The sequence below is a fragment of the Paenibacillus sp. FSL W8-0194 genome (assembly GCF_037969745.1).
Lineage (GTDB): Bacteria > Bacillota > Bacilli > Paenibacillales > Paenibacillaceae > Paenibacillus_AQ > Paenibacillus_AQ cookii.
On the sequence record NZ_CP150205.1, the window covers coordinates 1,133,419 to 1,150,273 of the forward strand.

12 protein-coding genes are annotated in these 16,855 nt (G+C 54.7%); 10 read left to right on the plus strand and 2 right to left on the minus strand.

What is annotated here, in order from left to right; translation table 11 throughout:
- Positions 1–191 precede the first annotated feature (191 nt).
- The 6 genes from MKY58_RS04835 (at position 192) to MKY58_RS04860 (ending at position 7,220) form a co-directional block, all read left to right on the plus strand.
- Positions 192–1,841: an MFS transporter gene (locus MKY58_RS04835; protein ID WP_339323678.1), complete on the plus strand. Its 1,650-nt coding sequence runs from the start codon at positions 192–194 to the stop codon at positions 1,839–1,841.
- Between the two features lie 18 nt (positions 1,842–1,859).
- On the plus strand, positions 1,860–2,495 hold the full coding sequence (locus MKY58_RS04840; RefSeq protein WP_339325056.1) for an efflux RND transporter periplasmic adaptor subunit: 636 nt from the start codon (positions 1,860–1,862) through the stop codon (positions 2,493–2,495).
- 177 nt (positions 2,496–2,672) lie between these two features.
- Positions 2,673–3,254: a DUF1273 domain-containing protein gene (locus tag MKY58_RS04845; RefSeq protein ID WP_339323679.1), complete on the plus strand. Its 582-nt coding sequence runs from the start codon at positions 2,673–2,675 to the stop codon at positions 3,252–3,254.
- Between the two features lie 67 nt (positions 3,255–3,321).
- Positions 3,322–4,317: a Gfo/Idh/MocA family oxidoreductase gene (locus MKY58_RS04850; RefSeq protein ID WP_036712271.1), complete on the plus strand. Its 996-nt coding sequence runs from the start codon at positions 3,322–3,324 to the stop codon at positions 4,315–4,317.
- Positions 4,317–4,835, plus strand: coding sequence for a hypothetical protein (locus MKY58_RS04855; RefSeq protein WP_339325057.1), 519 nt, complete (start codon positions 4,317–4,319; stop codon positions 4,833–4,835). Before MKY58_RS04850 ends, MKY58_RS04855 begins: the two co-directional genes overlap by 1 nt.
- Positions 4,836–4,922: 87 nt before the next feature.
- Complete coding sequence (locus MKY58_RS04860; RefSeq protein ID WP_339323680.1) at positions 4,923–7,220, plus strand: PQQ-binding-like beta-propeller repeat protein; 2,298 nt, start codon at positions 4,923–4,925, stop codon at positions 7,218–7,220.
- A 48-nt stretch (positions 7,221–7,268) separates the two neighbouring features.
- On the opposite strand, the gene MKY58_RS04865 is transcribed toward MKY58_RS04860, so the two are convergent.
- Complete coding sequence (locus MKY58_RS04865) at positions 7,269–8,243, minus strand: radical SAM protein (RefSeq protein ID WP_339323681.1); 975 nt, start codon at positions 8,241–8,243, stop codon at positions 7,269–7,271.
- A gap of 99 nt (positions 8,244–8,342) precedes the next feature.
- On the opposite strand from MKY58_RS04865, the gene MKY58_RS04870 reads away from it, so the two are divergent.
- The 3 genes from MKY58_RS04870 (at position 8,343) to hflX (ending at position 12,610) form a co-directional block, all read left to right on the plus strand.
- Positions 8,343–9,137 (plus strand): TatD family hydrolase, encoded by a 795-nt coding sequence (locus MKY58_RS04870; RefSeq protein WP_339323682.1) that lies wholly within the window; start codon positions 8,343–8,345, stop codon positions 9,135–9,137.
- A 109-nt stretch (positions 9,138–9,246) separates the two neighbouring features.
- On the plus strand, positions 9,247–10,818 hold the full coding sequence (locus MKY58_RS04875; RefSeq protein ID WP_339323683.1) for a sensor domain-containing diguanylate cyclase: 1,572 nt from the start codon (positions 9,247–9,249) through the stop codon (positions 10,816–10,818).
- A 502-nt stretch (positions 10,819–11,320) separates the two neighbouring features.
- The gene (gene hflX, locus MKY58_RS04880; protein WP_339323684.1) at positions 11,321–12,610 is read left to right on the plus strand and encodes a GTPase HflX; all 1,290 of its coding nucleotides are present in this window, start codon (positions 11,321–11,323) and stop codon (positions 12,608–12,610) included.
- A gap of 76 nt (positions 12,611–12,686) precedes the next feature.
- On the opposite strand, the gene MKY58_RS04885 is transcribed toward hflX, so the two are convergent.
- Positions 12,687–14,768 (minus strand): methyl-accepting chemotaxis protein, encoded by a 2,082-nt coding sequence (locus MKY58_RS04885; protein WP_339323685.1) that lies wholly within the window; start codon positions 14,766–14,768, stop codon positions 12,687–12,689.
- A 267-nt stretch (positions 14,769–15,035) separates the two neighbouring features.
- On the opposite strand from MKY58_RS04885, the gene MKY58_RS04890 reads away from it, so the two are divergent.
- Positions 15,036–16,658: an amidase family protein gene (locus MKY58_RS04890; protein ID WP_339323686.1), complete on the plus strand. Its 1,623-nt coding sequence runs from the start codon at positions 15,036–15,038 to the stop codon at positions 16,656–16,658.
- Positions 16,659–16,855 lie beyond the last annotated feature (197 nt).

Here is a 16,855-nt window from a genome sequence, read left to right on the forward strand (position 1 = left end):
GCTCATCAAGAAACGAGATATGCCGCCTTCGGGCGGTTTTTTTCTTTTCCAAACAAAAATTGGCTATTGCATGTTCAAAATTACATATTGTATAATACAACTTGCTGTTTACAATATATAATCATTTCCGAAAGAAATCGCTGAGACAGCGGATTATCACCCGCGGATCCCAACAAGAAAGGAGGAGTCCGATGAAAACGACGTCGGGCCGTCTAGCGGCCATCTCGGAATCGGTCAAAATGCCGCTGCCGTCGTATTTGATCATTTCGATTTTGACGATCTTTGCGATCGGTCCGCAGTATTTTATCAATCTGTCTTACATTATGAATCAGGTCATTATCCAGAACGGCCTCGATCTCAGTTCGAACGATCTCCTGCTCCCGTCCACTTTGTCCAACATCGCCTTTGCCTTAGGCGTCCCTTTGGGCCCGGCATTCACCCGGAAATGGGGGCTGCGGAGCAATTATCTCCTGTTCGTCGCGATATTTTTCGTCGGCTCTGTGGTTAACGTGTTTGCGGGGGATTCGGTTTCCTTAACGATCGGGAGAACCATTCAGGGGTTAAGCGCGGGATGTTTGTTTCTGACCATTTTGCCCGTCAGCTTAAAATCGTTTCCCAATAAAATCCGCAACTATTTCCTGCTGATGGTCATCACCGGTTTGTTCGGGGCAAGCGCGGTCGGCGCCATCTTCGGCTCCGTATCGCTGAGCGTGGGCGCATGGCGTTGGCTGTTCATGCTGAACATCGTTTCCACGGCCTTGTGCCTGCTCGTCGGCTTTATCGGGTTGCCGCAAAGGAAGGAAGAACATGAGACGCAGCCTGTCGGCAAGTTCAACCTGTTCCTGCTCGTGGCACTGATGCTTTCGCTGACGGTGCCGCTGTGCAATTTGGTGGACAAAGGCTTTTCCTCGCTGTACGTCTGGCCGTTTTTGGCCGTCGCAGGCATACTTCTGGTTCTGTTTATCATCGCGGATCTCAAATCCCCGAATCCGCTCGTGCCGTTTCGCACATTGAAGGCGCCAAAACCGGTCTCGGGAACGGTCATGGCGATCGCCTCGCATGTCTGCCTCATTTTGGCGATTGCGGGGATCAACGGCTTTTTGCGGAATAACCTGAACCTGCCGTACCGGTATCTCGTTCATTTTTACATCTGGTTTTTTGTCGGCATCGTGGTGACGGCCGTTTTGAAAACATGGCTGTTTGACCGTCTGGGCGCCGGGATTCTCGGCTTAGCCGGTTCGCTGGCCGTCATTTACGTCAGCCTGCAGTGGCGCGGCATGGGGCCGGACGTTTCCTTGCAGACGCTGTATTTCCAAATCGCGCTGCTCGGGGCCGGCGTCAGCATGGTGCTTGTCGGCGGAGCGCTGGGGACGGCGCTAGCGGGCGATATCCACCAAGCTTCGATGAGATCGGTCACGCTGCATTCGATCCGCAATTTTGCGGGAGCAATCGCCACGCCGCTGCTGGGATGGTATTTGACGCGGCAAAACGCCGTCAATTATGAAGAAATCCGCGGCCGTCTCGGTTTGTTCGGCGGGGAGGCCAAATCGGAAATCGCAGGAATGACCCGCGGCCTCATCAATGAAGGGCTTCCAGCGGCCCAAGCCCAAAGCATGGCCTCGTATGAACTGATTGTTCATACGAAAAGGGCGGCGATTTTGGGCGCTTATCACCATCTGTTTACGATCATGGCCTGCGTGGGCGTGATCATGCTGCTGGCCTCGGTAGGGAAAATCGTCACCGGCAAAGGCAGATCGCTTGTGCAAAAAGAAAAGCGGCTGATGATGCCGAAACCTGAATCAGCCGATCTTGCGCCAAGCGCCATACATTTTACGAAATAAGGAGAAACGATCGATATGATTAGCCGTACCCGATTAATCATCGCCAATGTTGTGGGCGTGCTCGTCATCTGCTTTTTTATAGGAGCAGGCGCCTATTTTTATTACGAAAAAGCCAACTTCATCAAAACGGAGGACGCCGTCGTGGCTGCCGACATGATGCCCGTCGTTGCTCCCGCCCCAGGGGTGCTGACAAGCTGGAACATACAGGAGGGGGTCGACGTAAGCGACAAAAGCATCGTCGGCGGCGTGTCCGACGGCACGAAGACGATCCCTGTCAGCTCGCGGATGAAGGGCAAAGTCATCAAAAACGACGCGCGCGCGGGCGTGCCGGTGCAGGCCGGCCAGGTGCTTGCGCAGGAAGCGGACATGGATCATTTGTACGTCATCGCCAACATCAAAGAAACCCGGCTGAAGGACGTTCGAATCGGCCAAAGCGTGGACGTTACGGTCGACGGCGATCCGGACGCCACCTTCGAAGGCGAGGTCAAATCGATCGGATATGCGACAAATTCCGTATTTTCCGTCCTGCCGCAACAGGGCTCGACGGGCAGCTACACGAAAGTGACGCAGAAGATTCCCGTCAAAATCTCGATCAACCAGGCGTCGTCCAAGGTGCTGCCCGGCATGAACGCTGAAGTGAAAATCTCGCTGTAACGATTCAAGAACCTTGCGTTTCCATAGGGAAATGCAGGGCTCTTTTTGCTTTATTCTCCGATATACCAGTGGAAATCACCAAAAGAATCGGGGTATGATAGGAGGAAAGCAATCATAGAGGATTTTGCAGAAATCCCGCAGCAAGGCAGAATTTACGCGGAAATTAAGGGGTTTATGATGAAAAATGTGCTGGTTACGGGATATCGCGCGCATGAGCTGAACATTTTCGGGCAAAAGCATCCGGGAATCGCGTATATCCAAAAAGCCGTAACCGCCAAGCTCGTCCAGCTGGCCGAGGAAGGGTTGGAATGGGTCATTTCGCCCGGGCAATACGGCGTCGATTTATGGGCCTGCGAAGCGGCGATTGGCTTGAAGCGGGACTACCCCGACCTGAAAGTGGCCATCATAACGGCTTTTGAACATCCCGAAGAGAACTGGAAGGAAGACAAAAAGGAATACTACAACCGGATTTTGCAGGGAATCGACTACTATGGGGCGGTCAGCCGCCAGCCTTACAGCGGGCCATGGCAATTCAGGGCCAGGGACGACCTGCTGTTCCGCAAAACCGACGGCATCCTTCTGGTCTATGACGAGGAGACGGGCGAAGGCAGCAGCGCCAGGTTTTACAAGGAACGCGCTTTAAAGCTGCAGCAGGAGGAAGGATACGGTTACCTGAGCATCAGCACCGAAGATATTCAAAACCTGGCGGATGAGGAAACGTCCGGCTGGGACGATGCGGCGGGTCCGGAGATCGGCTGAGGTTTGACCTCAGGCTGCTAAAAGGGAATGATTCATGCAATATCCTGATATATTTTTGGGGAAAGGAATGATTGGATTGATCCGATTCGGAACGATTGGCACCAACTGGATTACGGAGCGTTTTCTTCATGCCGCTGCGGAGAACGACGATTTCGAATTGACGGCGGTATATTCCCGCACGGAGGAAAAGGGGCGCGAGTTTGCGGCCCAGTTCGGCGAACCGAAGGTGTATACCGATTTGAACGCCATGGCGACAAGCGATTGCATTGACGCGGTTTATATCGCCAGCCCGAATTCGTTTCATGCGGAGCAGGCGATTTTATTCATGAACCACGGCAAACATGTGCTGTGCGAAAAACCGCTTGCCTCGAACAGCGACGAGGTACGGCGGATGATTGCAGCGGCCGAGGCCAACAACGTGGTGCTGATGGAAGCGATGAAATCCACGCTCATGCCGAATTTCAGAATCATGAAGGACAATCTGTACAAAATCGGCCAAGTGCGGCGTTATTTTGCCAGCTACTGCCAATACTCCTCGCGTTACGACGCGTTTAAGCAGGGAACGGTGCTGAACGCGTTCAATCCGGAATTTTCGAACGGCGCGTTGATGGATTTGGGCATTTATTGCATCTATCCGCTGGTGTCCTTGTTCGGCAAACCGGAAGAAGTCAAAGCGTTCGGCGTCATGCTTTCTTCCGGCGTGGACGGGGAAGGAAGCGTCATTATGCGTTATCCGGAAATGGATGCGGTCGTCATGTATTCGAAAATATCGGACTCGTTCCTGCCTGCTGAAATCCAAGGGGAAAACGGAACGATGGTGATCGACCGGATCAACCAGCCGTACGACGTCAAAATCCAGTACCGGGACGGCAGCGTGGAGAACCTAACCCAGCAGCAAATCCATGAATCGATGTATTACGAGCTGGAGGAATTCATCCGCATGATTTGCCGCGGCAAGCGCTGCAGCAAAATCAATTCCCACGAAACGTCGCTTGCGGTCGCCGAGGTGATGGAGGAAGCGCGTAAGCAGATTGGACTGAAATACGCGGCCGACTTATGGTAATGTTCGACCCGACGATTTTCGAAAATCTTAAGGTGGCTCTTGAAAACCAATTGTACGATCTCGACAATATCGACGGCCTGATCCGGATCATCGGCCGCGACGACCGGCTTGAAATGTCCGTCATGGCCCGGGAGTTTGCCATCAGGTTCGAATTGGCGGGAAGGCCGGAGGTCTTTGCGGAGATCCGCCTGGAAGCTTCCCTTGCCGATTTGTCCGCCGAAATTTTGGAGATCGAAGACGCCCGGCCGGGATGCCGGCTAAAGATCGGCTTCGGGATGAACGTCACGGAAGCGGAGACGGAATGCGGGGAGATCGAACGGATTTTGAAAACGATCTGGCCGGATATTCCGCTCGTGCAAACCTTGACCCTCGTCTACGGGGCCGCCAGTGGCGGCTATGAAAATAAGGCGGAACTGAGGTTCCAGCGGAAAATCGACGAGGAACAGATGGGAGATCTGCCTGAACTGATCCAATACGTGCTCCGGTCTTTGACGGAACTTTGCGAACGTTCGTCCTGAATCGTCACGCGGGAGCGTTTTTTTTCGTCATGCGTCATTCGCTAGCTGTCTCAATGGCAATGGGAATCTATTGAAAAGGTGGTTCCGATGATGCGATTTAAGCCTTTAAAGCTGTTGGCAGGGGTTGCGGTGCTGGCCGTATCCTCCGCGCTGCTGCCGAGCGTGCCGGGCAGTGCGGGTTGGCTGGGATCGTCTCAAGCCTATGCGGCAAAGCAGGATCTGCCTGCCATCAAGCTGTTTTTTCGGTATAAAACGCCTTATTTTGACGCGAAGCCGACCTCTGCTTCCCGGTGGGAGGATCTGAGAGCGGCCGATTACGGGCTCGCCGGAGAATGGGCATACGTCGTACCCGCGGAAAGCGGCGACGGCCAACCGGCCGACTCCCTGGGCGGGGATCTGGCCGCGGCAGCCACGGATTCCGAGAACAGCCGCTGGATTCCCCGCTGGTATACGACCGACGCGGCCAAGTCCATCGTGGAGACGGAGCCGGCTTACGTCACCCTGCATCCCGATGCCGAGCTGTCGCTCGCCCCGGGGAGCAGCTTGAAATGGGCGCCTCCCGGACAAGGCGCGCGGTTCATTGCGCTGGCCGGGTGGAGGGATTGGACGGCCGTGATGGTCAGCCCCCGGGCATGGCATGGGGAAGATCAGATGTACAGACCCGTGCTTCTATGGGTGAACGCGAAAGCGGTTGCTTCCAAAAGCGCGATCCCGAAAGGGATTTTAAGCCGGGGGTCCGCCGTGCCGGTTGACCTTGCAAGGAATTTAACCGAAATGCTGCTGGAAGAAGGCGATGCCGCCTCCAAAGTTCAGCAGCTGCTGGGGACGCCCGACGTGAGGGAACGTTCGGCCAATCTCGCGGAAACGCACGAACCGATGCGGCTGGGAACGACCTGGCGCTACGAGCTTCCGCAGGCCCGGTTCACGGTCACCTTCTCTCCCGAGGGAAAGCTTGCGGCTTGGAAGTGGATGCTTCCGGCAAACGGGAGGCTGGAGCTCAACCGGACGGCGGGGAGCGACTACCGGTTTACATACGATTTCCTGACGATGCCGATTCCGTCGACGATGGACGTCAAGCCGGCATGGCGCAACCAAGGGAATTTGAATTATGCCTATCTGATCGGCGCAACCGGCGACGTGCTGCTTGTCAACGGCGACGACGGCGGATTCAGCGGCATGCATTACGCCTCTTCCATTTATGCCGTTGACCGGGACACGGGGAAGAAGCTGTGGCAAGCGGATGCGGGATTCGGGATGTTTGGAGCATCGCTTGACGCTTCCCGCGGCACGGCTGCGGTGTATACCGAATACGACCCCGGACGGGAAAAGTATGAAGGCCGCATCCGTGAATTCCGTTTGCGGGATGGGAAGGTCGTATGGGAGAAAAGCCTGCCGAAGGAACGCCAGATTCGGATGCATGCAGTCAAAGGCGCCATTCTGTTGCAGCAGACAGCTTCGAACGGAGCTTCCGGGGTGCTCAGCGTGCTTGATCGCGCGACGGGCAAACAGCGGTGGAACCGAGCGCTGACGGGCAAACAGCAAGTCCTTGAAACAGGTGCGGAAGATCCCTGCATTTTGCTGCAGGACGGCTCGAAACTGAAGGCGCTGGATCCGCTGAGCGGAAAAGAGAAGTGGAGCGTGCAGGGAGCCGGAGCCGTGCAGCAGGATCCTCAGGGGAATCCGTACTTCGGTTACGGAAATCTCCGGCAGCCGCTGCGGCATGACGCGAGCCGCTGGTTCCTGATCGGCAGCGAATGGATGCTGCTGAATACCGAAACCGGGAAGGTGCTCGGCAAATATCCGTGGAAACCGCAGGAGCGCTTCGAAGCAACCAATGACTCAAGATATCTGTTGGTGCAGCGTTCGGAGGGCACGGGGGATTTCGACCATTCCAAAGTCAAGGAAACCGTTTTTTATGACGCTGTCCTGCGGCGCAGTCTATGGACGTTGCCCGGCAAGGCTGCAAACGGCATGATCGACGGAAACCGGCTGTACGTCGTGCTGGACGGAAGGCCTGCAGCCGTCGACCGGGAGAAGGGGACGCTTTTGTGGCAGATGCCCGTCACCTCCCGCGAATCCTCAAGCCCCTACGCGATGGATGAGATGGCCAAAACCCGCTTTGCCGTGCTTTCGCGGCATCTCGTGCTTGGTTACGGCTCCGATCTGCTCGTGCTGCGCAAAGAAGATGGCAGTGTGCTGGGCAGGCTGCCGAACCAGCGCGTCGATTTCGCCGAAGCCCGCTACCGGAACGGAATCGAAGGACTTGTCAATCAAAGCGCCGGGGGCGAGCTCTATATCGGCTCCTCCAACGGGGGATTGTCACGATACGAGCAGGCCGAGCTGGAACGACAATTGGAACGGATCGATTCCGGCCAGAGACCTTAGATAGGACGAGAGAAGGGCCCTGTGCGCTGCACGGGGCCTTACGTGCATTCAGAACGGGAAGCTGAGCTGTTCCACTTCAGGCCCGGGCATCCATGAAGAAGCCGGGACGGCCGCTTCGGCCGCAGGGGAAGACGCGCCCCGCTTCTCCGGCTCATCGTCGTACAGCTGAAGTTTTTGCTTGAGCTCCCTTGCGAGCAGCTTGATCTTATCCGCATAGCGGGGATCGGGATAGGCGCCTTGAAACAAGCTGTTGTAGCGGGGGACCAGCTCCGGTTCATGTTTTTGCAGCATATGCAGAAACCAGCCTTTCACGTCCGGGGACAACCGAAGAAGCGAGGTCATCGCAAACGAGGCTCGGTGATCCTTGGCCGCCGTCATCAATTGCTCGAGGCTTTCCCGGGAATCCGTCAGGAAGGGGAGGATGGGGGCGATGAACAGCCCGGCGCGCACGCCGGCAGCGGACAGCTTTTGCATGGCTTCCAGCCTTTTATAAGGCAGCGGGGCGCCGGGTTCCATCATCCGGATGACCGCCGGGTCCAGCGAATTCAAGCTGATGTTGACCGAATCGATATTCATTCGGCTGAGCAGGTCAAGATCGCGTAAAATGAGCGGCGAACGCGTGGTGATGCTGGTGCGGATCCGGTATTTGGCCAGGACCTCGAGGCAAGCACGCGTAATTTTCGCCTTGATTTCCACCGGCTGATAAGGGTCCGTCGCCGTCCCCAACACGACGAGGCCGACATGGTTTTGCAGCTCGCCGATATCGTAGCTGAAACGTTGGGCCAGTTTGGACAGCTGGGCATCCAGAGCTTCGGCCGCGTTGGTTTTTAACATGATCCGGTTTTGGAAATCATCGTCCGCTTCCCGTCCGATAAAGGATTGGAAAGCTCTGGCGTAGCAAAAGCTGCAGCCGTGGGCGCAGCCGCGATAGGGATTGATGGACCAGTCGAAGGGCATGCTTTTTACCTGCACCTTGTTCAGCGTTTGTTTGACGGTTTGGGTTTCGTATATTTTTTTGGCCAAGGATATCCACCTCCTGATTGCGAACGTTTGTTCTTGTTTTATATAATATACTATACATCAATCGGTTTTGAAAATGTTATGGAAAATGGAGGAGAAAACATGCATCCGCAAATGATAGATATCGGAGTCAATTTGACGAACCGCTCGTTCCATAAGGATCGCGAGGAAGTCGTCGCACGGGCGGAGGAGGCGGGGGTTTTCCCGCTTATCATCACCGGAACCAGCGTCAGAAGCAGCGAGGAAGCCGCACGGTATGCGGGACTTCGTCCCGGGAAGCTGTATGCGACGGCGGGCGTCCATCCCCACGACGTGAAGGAATGCGAAAGCGGCACGCTGGACCGGCTGCGCGAGCTGGCGTCGCTGCCCCAGGTGGTGGCCATCGGCGAATGCGGTTTGGATTACAACCGGGATTTTTCGCCGCGGGACGTGCAGCGTGAATGGTTCCGAAAGCAGGTCGAATTGGCGGAAGAGCTGGGAATGCCGCTGTTTTTGCATGAACGGGATGCGCATGCCGATTTTGCCGCCATCATGCGGGATTATCCGGACATGATCGCCAAATCGGTGGTGCACTGTTTTACCGGGTCGGGGGAAGAGCTTGAGGCTTATCTTGATATGGGCTTCCATATCGGGATTACCGGTTGGATTTGCGACGAGCGGCGCGGCCGGCATCTGCGCGACCTTGTGCAGCGAATTCCGCTGGATCGCCTCATGATCGAAACCGATGCGCCTTATCTTACGCCGCGGGACCTCAGACCGAAGCCGAAGGACGGAAGGAACGAGCCCGCTTTTCTTGCCCATATTGCCCGGGTGATCGCCTCCTGCATGGGAAAGGACGTGGAAGAGGTCGCCAGCGGTACGCTCCAGACGACCAAAGCTTTTTTCCGTATCCCGTAAAGCAATTTCCGATTCTTATATATTCGCGACGAGGCTCTGTTGTATAATGTGCTTTAGGACACGGAAGACAGGATCTTCCACATTTAAGAAGCAGGCGGGATGAGACACTTTGAGGCATGTTATCAAAAAAGGAATCACACTTCGGTTTACCATTTCGCTGCTGGTCATCACGGCGATTTTGCTTACGATGCTGACAAGCATTACGTCTGCCGTGCAGGTTAACCGTACTTCCTTGATCGACAATTATTTGAGCAAAAACGAAGCGTATTCGAAAAAGCTTGCGTCCAATACGAGCGAGCTGCTGAATACGATGCAGGAAAACATCCGGGCGATTGCCGACATTTCCGGCCGCGATGGCAGCATCACTCCCCAGATGTTCGATGATCTGTTCCAGGAAAACACCCAATATTTCAACTCGATCCTCATTGCCGACCACAACCGGGTGGTCCGGGCGATCAGTCCGCACACGACGGGAGTCATCGTGGGGGACAAGCTTTCCTCCGAACAGAGCATGAAGGCCGTAACCATGAAAAAACCTTTCGTTTCCGAACCTTACCGCGCAACGACGGGGCGGCTGATCATTCTCATATCGGCCCCGATCATTGATAAGAAGGGGAACTATAAAGGATTCGTGGGAGGAACCATCTACCTGGAGGAAAAAAACGTGCTGAGCACGATGCTCAAGGAGCATTTTTTCGGCGACGGCACTTACGTGTACGTTGTGGAGGAAAACGGGGATTTGATTTTCCATCCGGAACAAAGGCGCGTCGGGCAGCAGGTCCTTCAAAATGAAGTCGTGCGGAAAGTGGTGTCGGGCGAGAGCGGCTCCCAAAAGGTCACGAATACCTTGGGCCGGGTTTTTCTGGCGGGGTATGCACACGAGCCAAGCAGCTCCTGGGGGATCATTTCGCAAACGCCGTATGAAGTCATCGACAAGCCGCTGCGTCATTTGGTCAACCGAATGCTGCTGTTTTCGCTGCCTTTCCTGATTTTGATTCTGGTCCTCGCTTGGTGGGTCGCAAGCCGGATTGCCAAGCCGCTTCATACGCTGGCGAAATTTTCGGATGAGGCGACCTTGAAGCCGGTGCCTGCCGAAGACATTCCCGACATAGATTCTTCTTATTACGAGGTCAGGTTGTTATCGCAAAGCGTCAAGATTGCGCTGCAAAACATGAACCAGGATTTGACGCATTTGCGGCATGAGGTCAACATCGATGAACTGACCGGTCTTGTCAACCGCAGGGGATTTGATAGCGTGCTGGCCGGTTGGCTGAAGAGCAACGTGCCGTTTGCGCTCATTTTGATCGATATCGACCATTTCAAGCAGGTGAACGATACGTACGGACATGTCATAGGGGATGAAGTGCTCCGCTATTTGGCGCGCCTGATGCAGCTGGTCGCCTCCGAAGAAGACGTTTGCTTCCGCTACGGCGGCGAGGAGTTCGGCATCCTGATCAGGCATTGCGGCCTGGGCCGGGCCAAAGATTTGGCGGACCGGCTGCGGGAGCAGCTGGCCGTGACGAAAAGCCCGACCGGGCAACCGATTACGATATCCGCCGGCATTTCGGCATCTCCGGCCCATGGCCATTCCGCCGAACAGCTTGTGATGCGGGCGGATGAGGCGCTGTACCATTCCAAAGAAAACGGCAGGGACCGGACGACGGTGAGCCGGGGGGCGTAGGCCCGGCTCACCTGCCGCAAAACTTTGTGATTGTGAAAACGGCCATCATGTGATAAGATGGAAACAATTACAATGATCGGAGGGTTCGCGAAGTTATGATTAATATTAAATTCCGTTTTTTCTCTTTGTGCCGCTAATTGAATAGTGCTCAAAGGCTCTGCGCTGTGCAGGGCGAACGGGATTGGTATGCATATCTTCGGATGAACCCAATATCTTCATACGCGTGCCGTCTAGTCTGTTTCAGGCGGAGGCGCGCAAGGGTTGCAAAGGAGAGGCTTCGAAAGCCCCTCCTTTGCTGTTTTCAGGTACGCTTTTCGGCTGCATTCGCGGCTGTTTTCCTGAACTTAACGGATCGATGCGAATCCAAGGCCTTTTAGGCTTTTTTAGGCATGCGGCAGACCGCCGGGCAGCCGCTTGTTTCTCCGTTCGTCCCCAACCACAGGCAGCAGCCTGCGGTTTTTTGCGTTTTTCGCCAATAATAATCACTTGGAGGGATTCCTATATGAAACAACCTGAATTGCTTGAAACGATCGATCAACGCGCCGTGCTCGTCGGCGTCAATTTGAACAACCAGCGGGATTTCGACTATTCGATGGAAGAGCTCGGCAACCTGGCCGAAGCCTGCGGCGTCGAGGTCGTGGGCCAACTGACGCAAAACATGGAGCGGGTCAACAAATCCCATTACATCGGCACGGGCAAAGTGGAGGAGCTCGCAGGTTTGTATAGAGGGCTCGAAGCCAACCTGATCATTTTTAACGACGAACTTTCCCCTTCCCAGCTGCGGAACCTTGAAGCCGACCTGGAATGCAAGGTCATCGACCGGACGATCCTCATTCTGGACATATTCGAAAAACGCGCCAAAACGCGCGAAGCTCAGCTTCAGGTCGAGGTGGCCCAGCTGCAGTACATGCTGCCGCGGCTTGTGGGTCTGCGCGAATCGCTGGGGCGGCAAAGCGGCGGCGTCGGCCTGAAAAACAGAGGGGCGGGGGAAACGAAGCTGGAGCTGGACCGCCGCCGGATCGAGGAAAAAATAACGGCGCTGAACAAAGAACTCGAGTCTTTGGTGTTCCAGCGCCAGACGCAGCGCAAAAAGCGCAAGAAAAACGAGCTGCCGGTCGTCTCGCTTGTCGGTTACACCAACGCGGGCAAATCGACGATCATGAACGCCATGATCGAGCGGTTCGGGGCGGCGGGAAGCGCCGAAGAAAAAAGCGTGTTCGAAAAGGATATGCTGTTCGCCACGCTCGAAACCTCCGTGCGGAACATTCAGCTCGAGGACAACAAAAGCTTCCTGCTCACCGACACCGTCGGTTTTGTCAGCAAGCTGCCGCATCATCTGGTCAAAGCTTTCCGTTCGACGCTCGAGGAGGTCGCCGAGGCGGATTTGCTGATCCATGTCGTGGATTTTGCCAACGAAAAATACGATCAGCTGATCGAAATCACGGAAAATACGCTGAAGGACATCGGCGTTACGGATATTCCGACCGTTTTTGCCTACAACAAATGCGATTTGGCAGGCCGGGACATTCCGGAGGTGAAGGAAAACGGGATATATCTGGCGGCTAAACCGCGAATCGGCATCGACGAGCTGGTTGATCTTATTAAAAGCTTCATTTTCAAGGATTACGTCCGGTGCGAAATGCTGATTCCTTATGACCAAGGCCAAGTGGTGTCTTATCTAAACGAGCACGCGGACATTCAAGCGACCGAATATGAAAACGAGGGGACCCGCCTCACGCTTGAATGCAGACAAAAGGATTATGATCGCTACCGCGAATACGTGATCGGCTAAAAACTAAAAATATGAAGGCCCGGATCGAGCGATGCTCGAACCGGGCCTTTTTGATGGAAAACGAACCGAAAATCCTTTATTTGTTGATCGTAAATTTTCTAATATTTTCTTCAAGGTCGCGGGACAGGCCCTTAAGCTGGGTCAGATAGCCGGCGACATCCTCGATCGTGGCAAGCTGTTCTTCGGCCGCGGCGGATACGTCCTGCGTAATGGCCGCGTTTTCTTCCGTAATGGCCGAAATATTGGTGAAGACGTCGGTCAATTCGTGGCGTTTTTCCACCATGACCTGGATATGCTCGTCCACTTCCGTCGTTTTATTCATCTGGCTGTTGACCGAAACCATGATTTCATGAAAGATCGATTCGGTTTCCCTCACGGCCTGCTCTTGGTCGGAAAACAGCTCGCGCGAAGTGCCGATGGCTTCCACCGCACTCGAGATTTGACCGTTTACGCTCGAAATGATATGGCTTATATTTTTGACGGCTGCGGCGGACTGCTCCGCAAGCTTGCGGATTTCCGCGGCGACCACCGAAAAACCCCGGCCGTGTTCGCCGGCTCTTGAAGCTTCGATGGCCGCGTTCAGCGCCAGCAGATTCGTTTGCGCCGAGATTTCCAGGATCGTGTCGAGGATCGTGCTGATTTCGCCGGCGCTGCCGCTGACCTGGGAAATGGCTTGGGCCGTTTCCTCCGAAGATTGGAGCGTGCTGTTGAATTTGCCGACAAGTTCCTGAACAATAACGATGCCGCGCTGATTCAGTTCTCCGGTCCGTCGGGACAATTCGAGAATCTCTTGGGTCGAGGCGGTGACCCGATCGATGGCCCCCCCGAGCTCTTCGACTTTTTCGGATCCCATCATTACCGTATTCGCCTCGTCGCTTGCCGCAGAAGAGAGCTGGATGATCGATTCGGTAATTTGCGCAGAGGCTTTTTGCGTCTGGTCCATGCTGTCCTTCAGGTTGAGCGCCGATTGAGAAACGATGTGCGCCGAACCTGAAATTTTGCCGATCATCTCTTGAATGTCCGTTTTCATCGCATTGATCGCCCTGAGCATGGCCCCCGTTTCGTTGCCTTTTTTCAGCATCGACTCCGGAATTTCGGTCGCCAGGTTGCCGCTGCCGATTTGCTGCAAATAATGCACCGACGCATTCAGCGGTTTAGCGATCGCCCTCGAAATAAACAGCGAAATCGCAATGACGATGACCACGATGATGAGCATGACCAGATAAATGATGCGCTGGATCTCCTTCGTGGACTCGGCGATCTCGCTTTTGTCCATCATCGCGATGTATTTCCAGTGCGTTTCCGGCGAAACGTAGACGTTGACGGTGTAGCTTTTGCCGTTCAACGAGACTTCGAAATGCTTGTCCGTCATCTTGTCGATATCGGCGAACGCTTTGACGTTCAAATCCTTCAGCGTTTTGAAATTCGTTTCCGGGTTTTTAGGATTCGCCAGAATCGTTCCGGTTTCATCCGTCAGAATGACGTAGCCGGTTTCCCCGATTTTAATGTTGTTGATCGTTTGGGTGAGCGCCTCCAGGCTGACGTCCACGCCTTGAACGCCCACGACGTTGCCTGCTTTGTCTTTAATGGTCACCGAAGAGCTCACGATCGGCACGTTGCCTGTAAACGAAGCGTATGCGCCCGTACGTTTGACCTTATCCGGATTTTCGATCGCCTGCGTATACCATGCTCTCGTTCTCGGATCGTATTTGTCTTTGGAGGTTCCCTCCGGCCATTGGATGTATCCGCCCTCCTTCGTGCCCAGATAAATGTAGGAGATGCTCGGATGCGTCTTGGCGTAGTTCACATACAGATTGTATATTTCCGATTCGATCCCGGGCTTTTGCGAAGGCGTCATTTGGATCGTTCCGTCTTTGCCTACCGCGTTGACGTATGAAGTAATCGAACCGTCGATTTGCTGCACGAGCGGGTTTTTGGCGAAATATTCGACCGATTCGTTGACGGTGCTGAAATAGAGGTTCATGGCTCCGCTGACCTGCATGATTTCCTTCCGGGTCGCGTCGTAGAAATTCTTCTCCATGTCCCCCGTGACTTTCTGGTTGATGGCAAAACCCAGCGACAACGTGGACAGCAGGACAAGCGCCACCATCGTGACCAGGAACTGCATCTTTAAATTCCACTGCAATTTCTTTCTCAAGTTGTTTCTCTCCTCCATGTGCAGGAAGCCGCAAATTTCGAATCTTGCAACATCCCTGTGTTTTAAGCATGAATATTTTTCTCTCTGGGATATATATCGGCAGGTATCGAAGTTTTGTTAAATTTTGTCGAAAAACGCATCGGATAATCAGGACTTTTGTCTATTGCTATTCAATAAACGTAGGTAAATAACGATAAATAGGTTGGGAGAGAAATCATGCTGTAAGAACTACGGCCAATGACAAAAGACATCAGGAGGTATGACAACGTGAGAAAAAAGCATTTTCATTTCAAAGCGCTGCTGGCCATTTTGCTCGTGGCGGCCCTGCTGCCATGGAACCAAGCACACGCGGAAGCTTCAGAAAAACCGGCGTTTGATCCGTTCGAAAAAAGCATCGACGAAATCGCAAACGCTTTGGATACGAACCAAATCACTTCCGAGGAGCTGGTCGAATACTATCTGAAACGCATCGAGGCCTTCGACAAGCAAGGTCCCGCCATCAATTCCATCATTACGGTCAACGACAAAGCCTTGGAGACCGCCAAAAAGCTGGATGCGGAGCGCAAAACGAAAGGGCCGAGAAGCAAGCTTCACGGCATTCCGTTTGTCGTCAAAGACAATTTCGACGTGGTCGGCATGCCGACGACGGCCGGATCGGTAGCCCTGAAAAACGACTACCCGTCCAAAAACGCGTTTACCGTGCAAAAATTGATCGACGCAGGGGCGATCGTCATCGCCAAAACGAACATGTCCGAGCTTGCCGCTTCCTACGGCCGATTGGGATACAGCTCGATGGGAGGCTTGACGCTCAACCCGTATAACCTGAACCGCGACGCTTCCGGTTCCAGCAGCGGCAGCGCCGCGGCGGTCGCGGCCAACTTTGCCGTTTTCGGTCTGGGAACCGATACGTCCGGTTCGGTTCGCGGCCCGGCCAACGTTACCGGTCTTGTGGGCATTCGCCCGACGCTTGGGCTGACCAGCCGCAGCGGCGTCGTGCCGTCCGCCCTGTCGCTTGACGTGACGGGACCGCTGGCGCGAAGCGTGAAGGACGCCGGCATCGTGCTGAGCGTCATGGCGGGAACGGACAAAAACGACAAAGCAACCCAAACCGCCCATCGTGCCGTGCAGGATTACGCAAAATCCCTGGATGCTTCCTCGCTGAAGCATGCGCGCATCGGCGTAGCCACCGATTTCTTCGGCGACAATGCCGAGGTCGATTCCATCACGAAACAAGCGATCGCCAAAATACAAAGCATGGGAGCCGTCGCCGTGCCGGTATCGTATTCCGCCCAGACGAAATATTTGTGGACGCCGATTCTCGGGCCTGTAGGCGATGCGGAATTCAAAACCCAATTCGAAAAATATTTGGGCATGCTGCCTGCCGGCGGACCGAAAACGCTGCAGGAAGTCATCGCCATCAGCGAGTCGCCCGAAGTGATGAATTCGGCGACGCCGGTCAACCCGGCACGTCTTGAAGGCCTCAAAACGGCGCTTGCCAAAGCCGACACATTGAATTCGAAAGAATACAAAAAAATCGTGCACCAAGAAATTCCCAAAACGCGCAAAGAAATCATGGACATCATGAAAAAGAACAAGCTGGATGCGATCGTATTCCCGACGATGTCCTGCCCGGCATCCAACCGGTTCGACAAAGAAGACCCGACCTACGTATGTACGGCGTACGACACCTACGCTGCAAGTTACGTCGCGTCGGCAACCGGATTCCCTGAAGTCACCGTCCCTGCGGGTACCGTGGAAGCGGGCGTGCCGGTAGGCATTTCATTCTTCGGACCGGCATACAGCGAACAAAAGCTGCTGAACCTGGCTTATGCCTTCGAACAAGCAACGAAAGCAAGAACGGTTCCGCAAAACACGCCGAAACTGCCATAACGAAAAGGGCAGCCCTTGCATTCCGTCCTTCTCTCCCGTCGATGAAGCAGGCGGATGCAATGCACCTGCCCCGTAAAACGGCGCCATCAAAGCCGTCCCGCGAACTGCGGGGCGGTTTTTGGCGTTGGACGAGACGGCCGGAAGGGTTGAAACGGAGGAATTCGGGTAATGAAATGTAATAGAAGGACCGTCCGAAC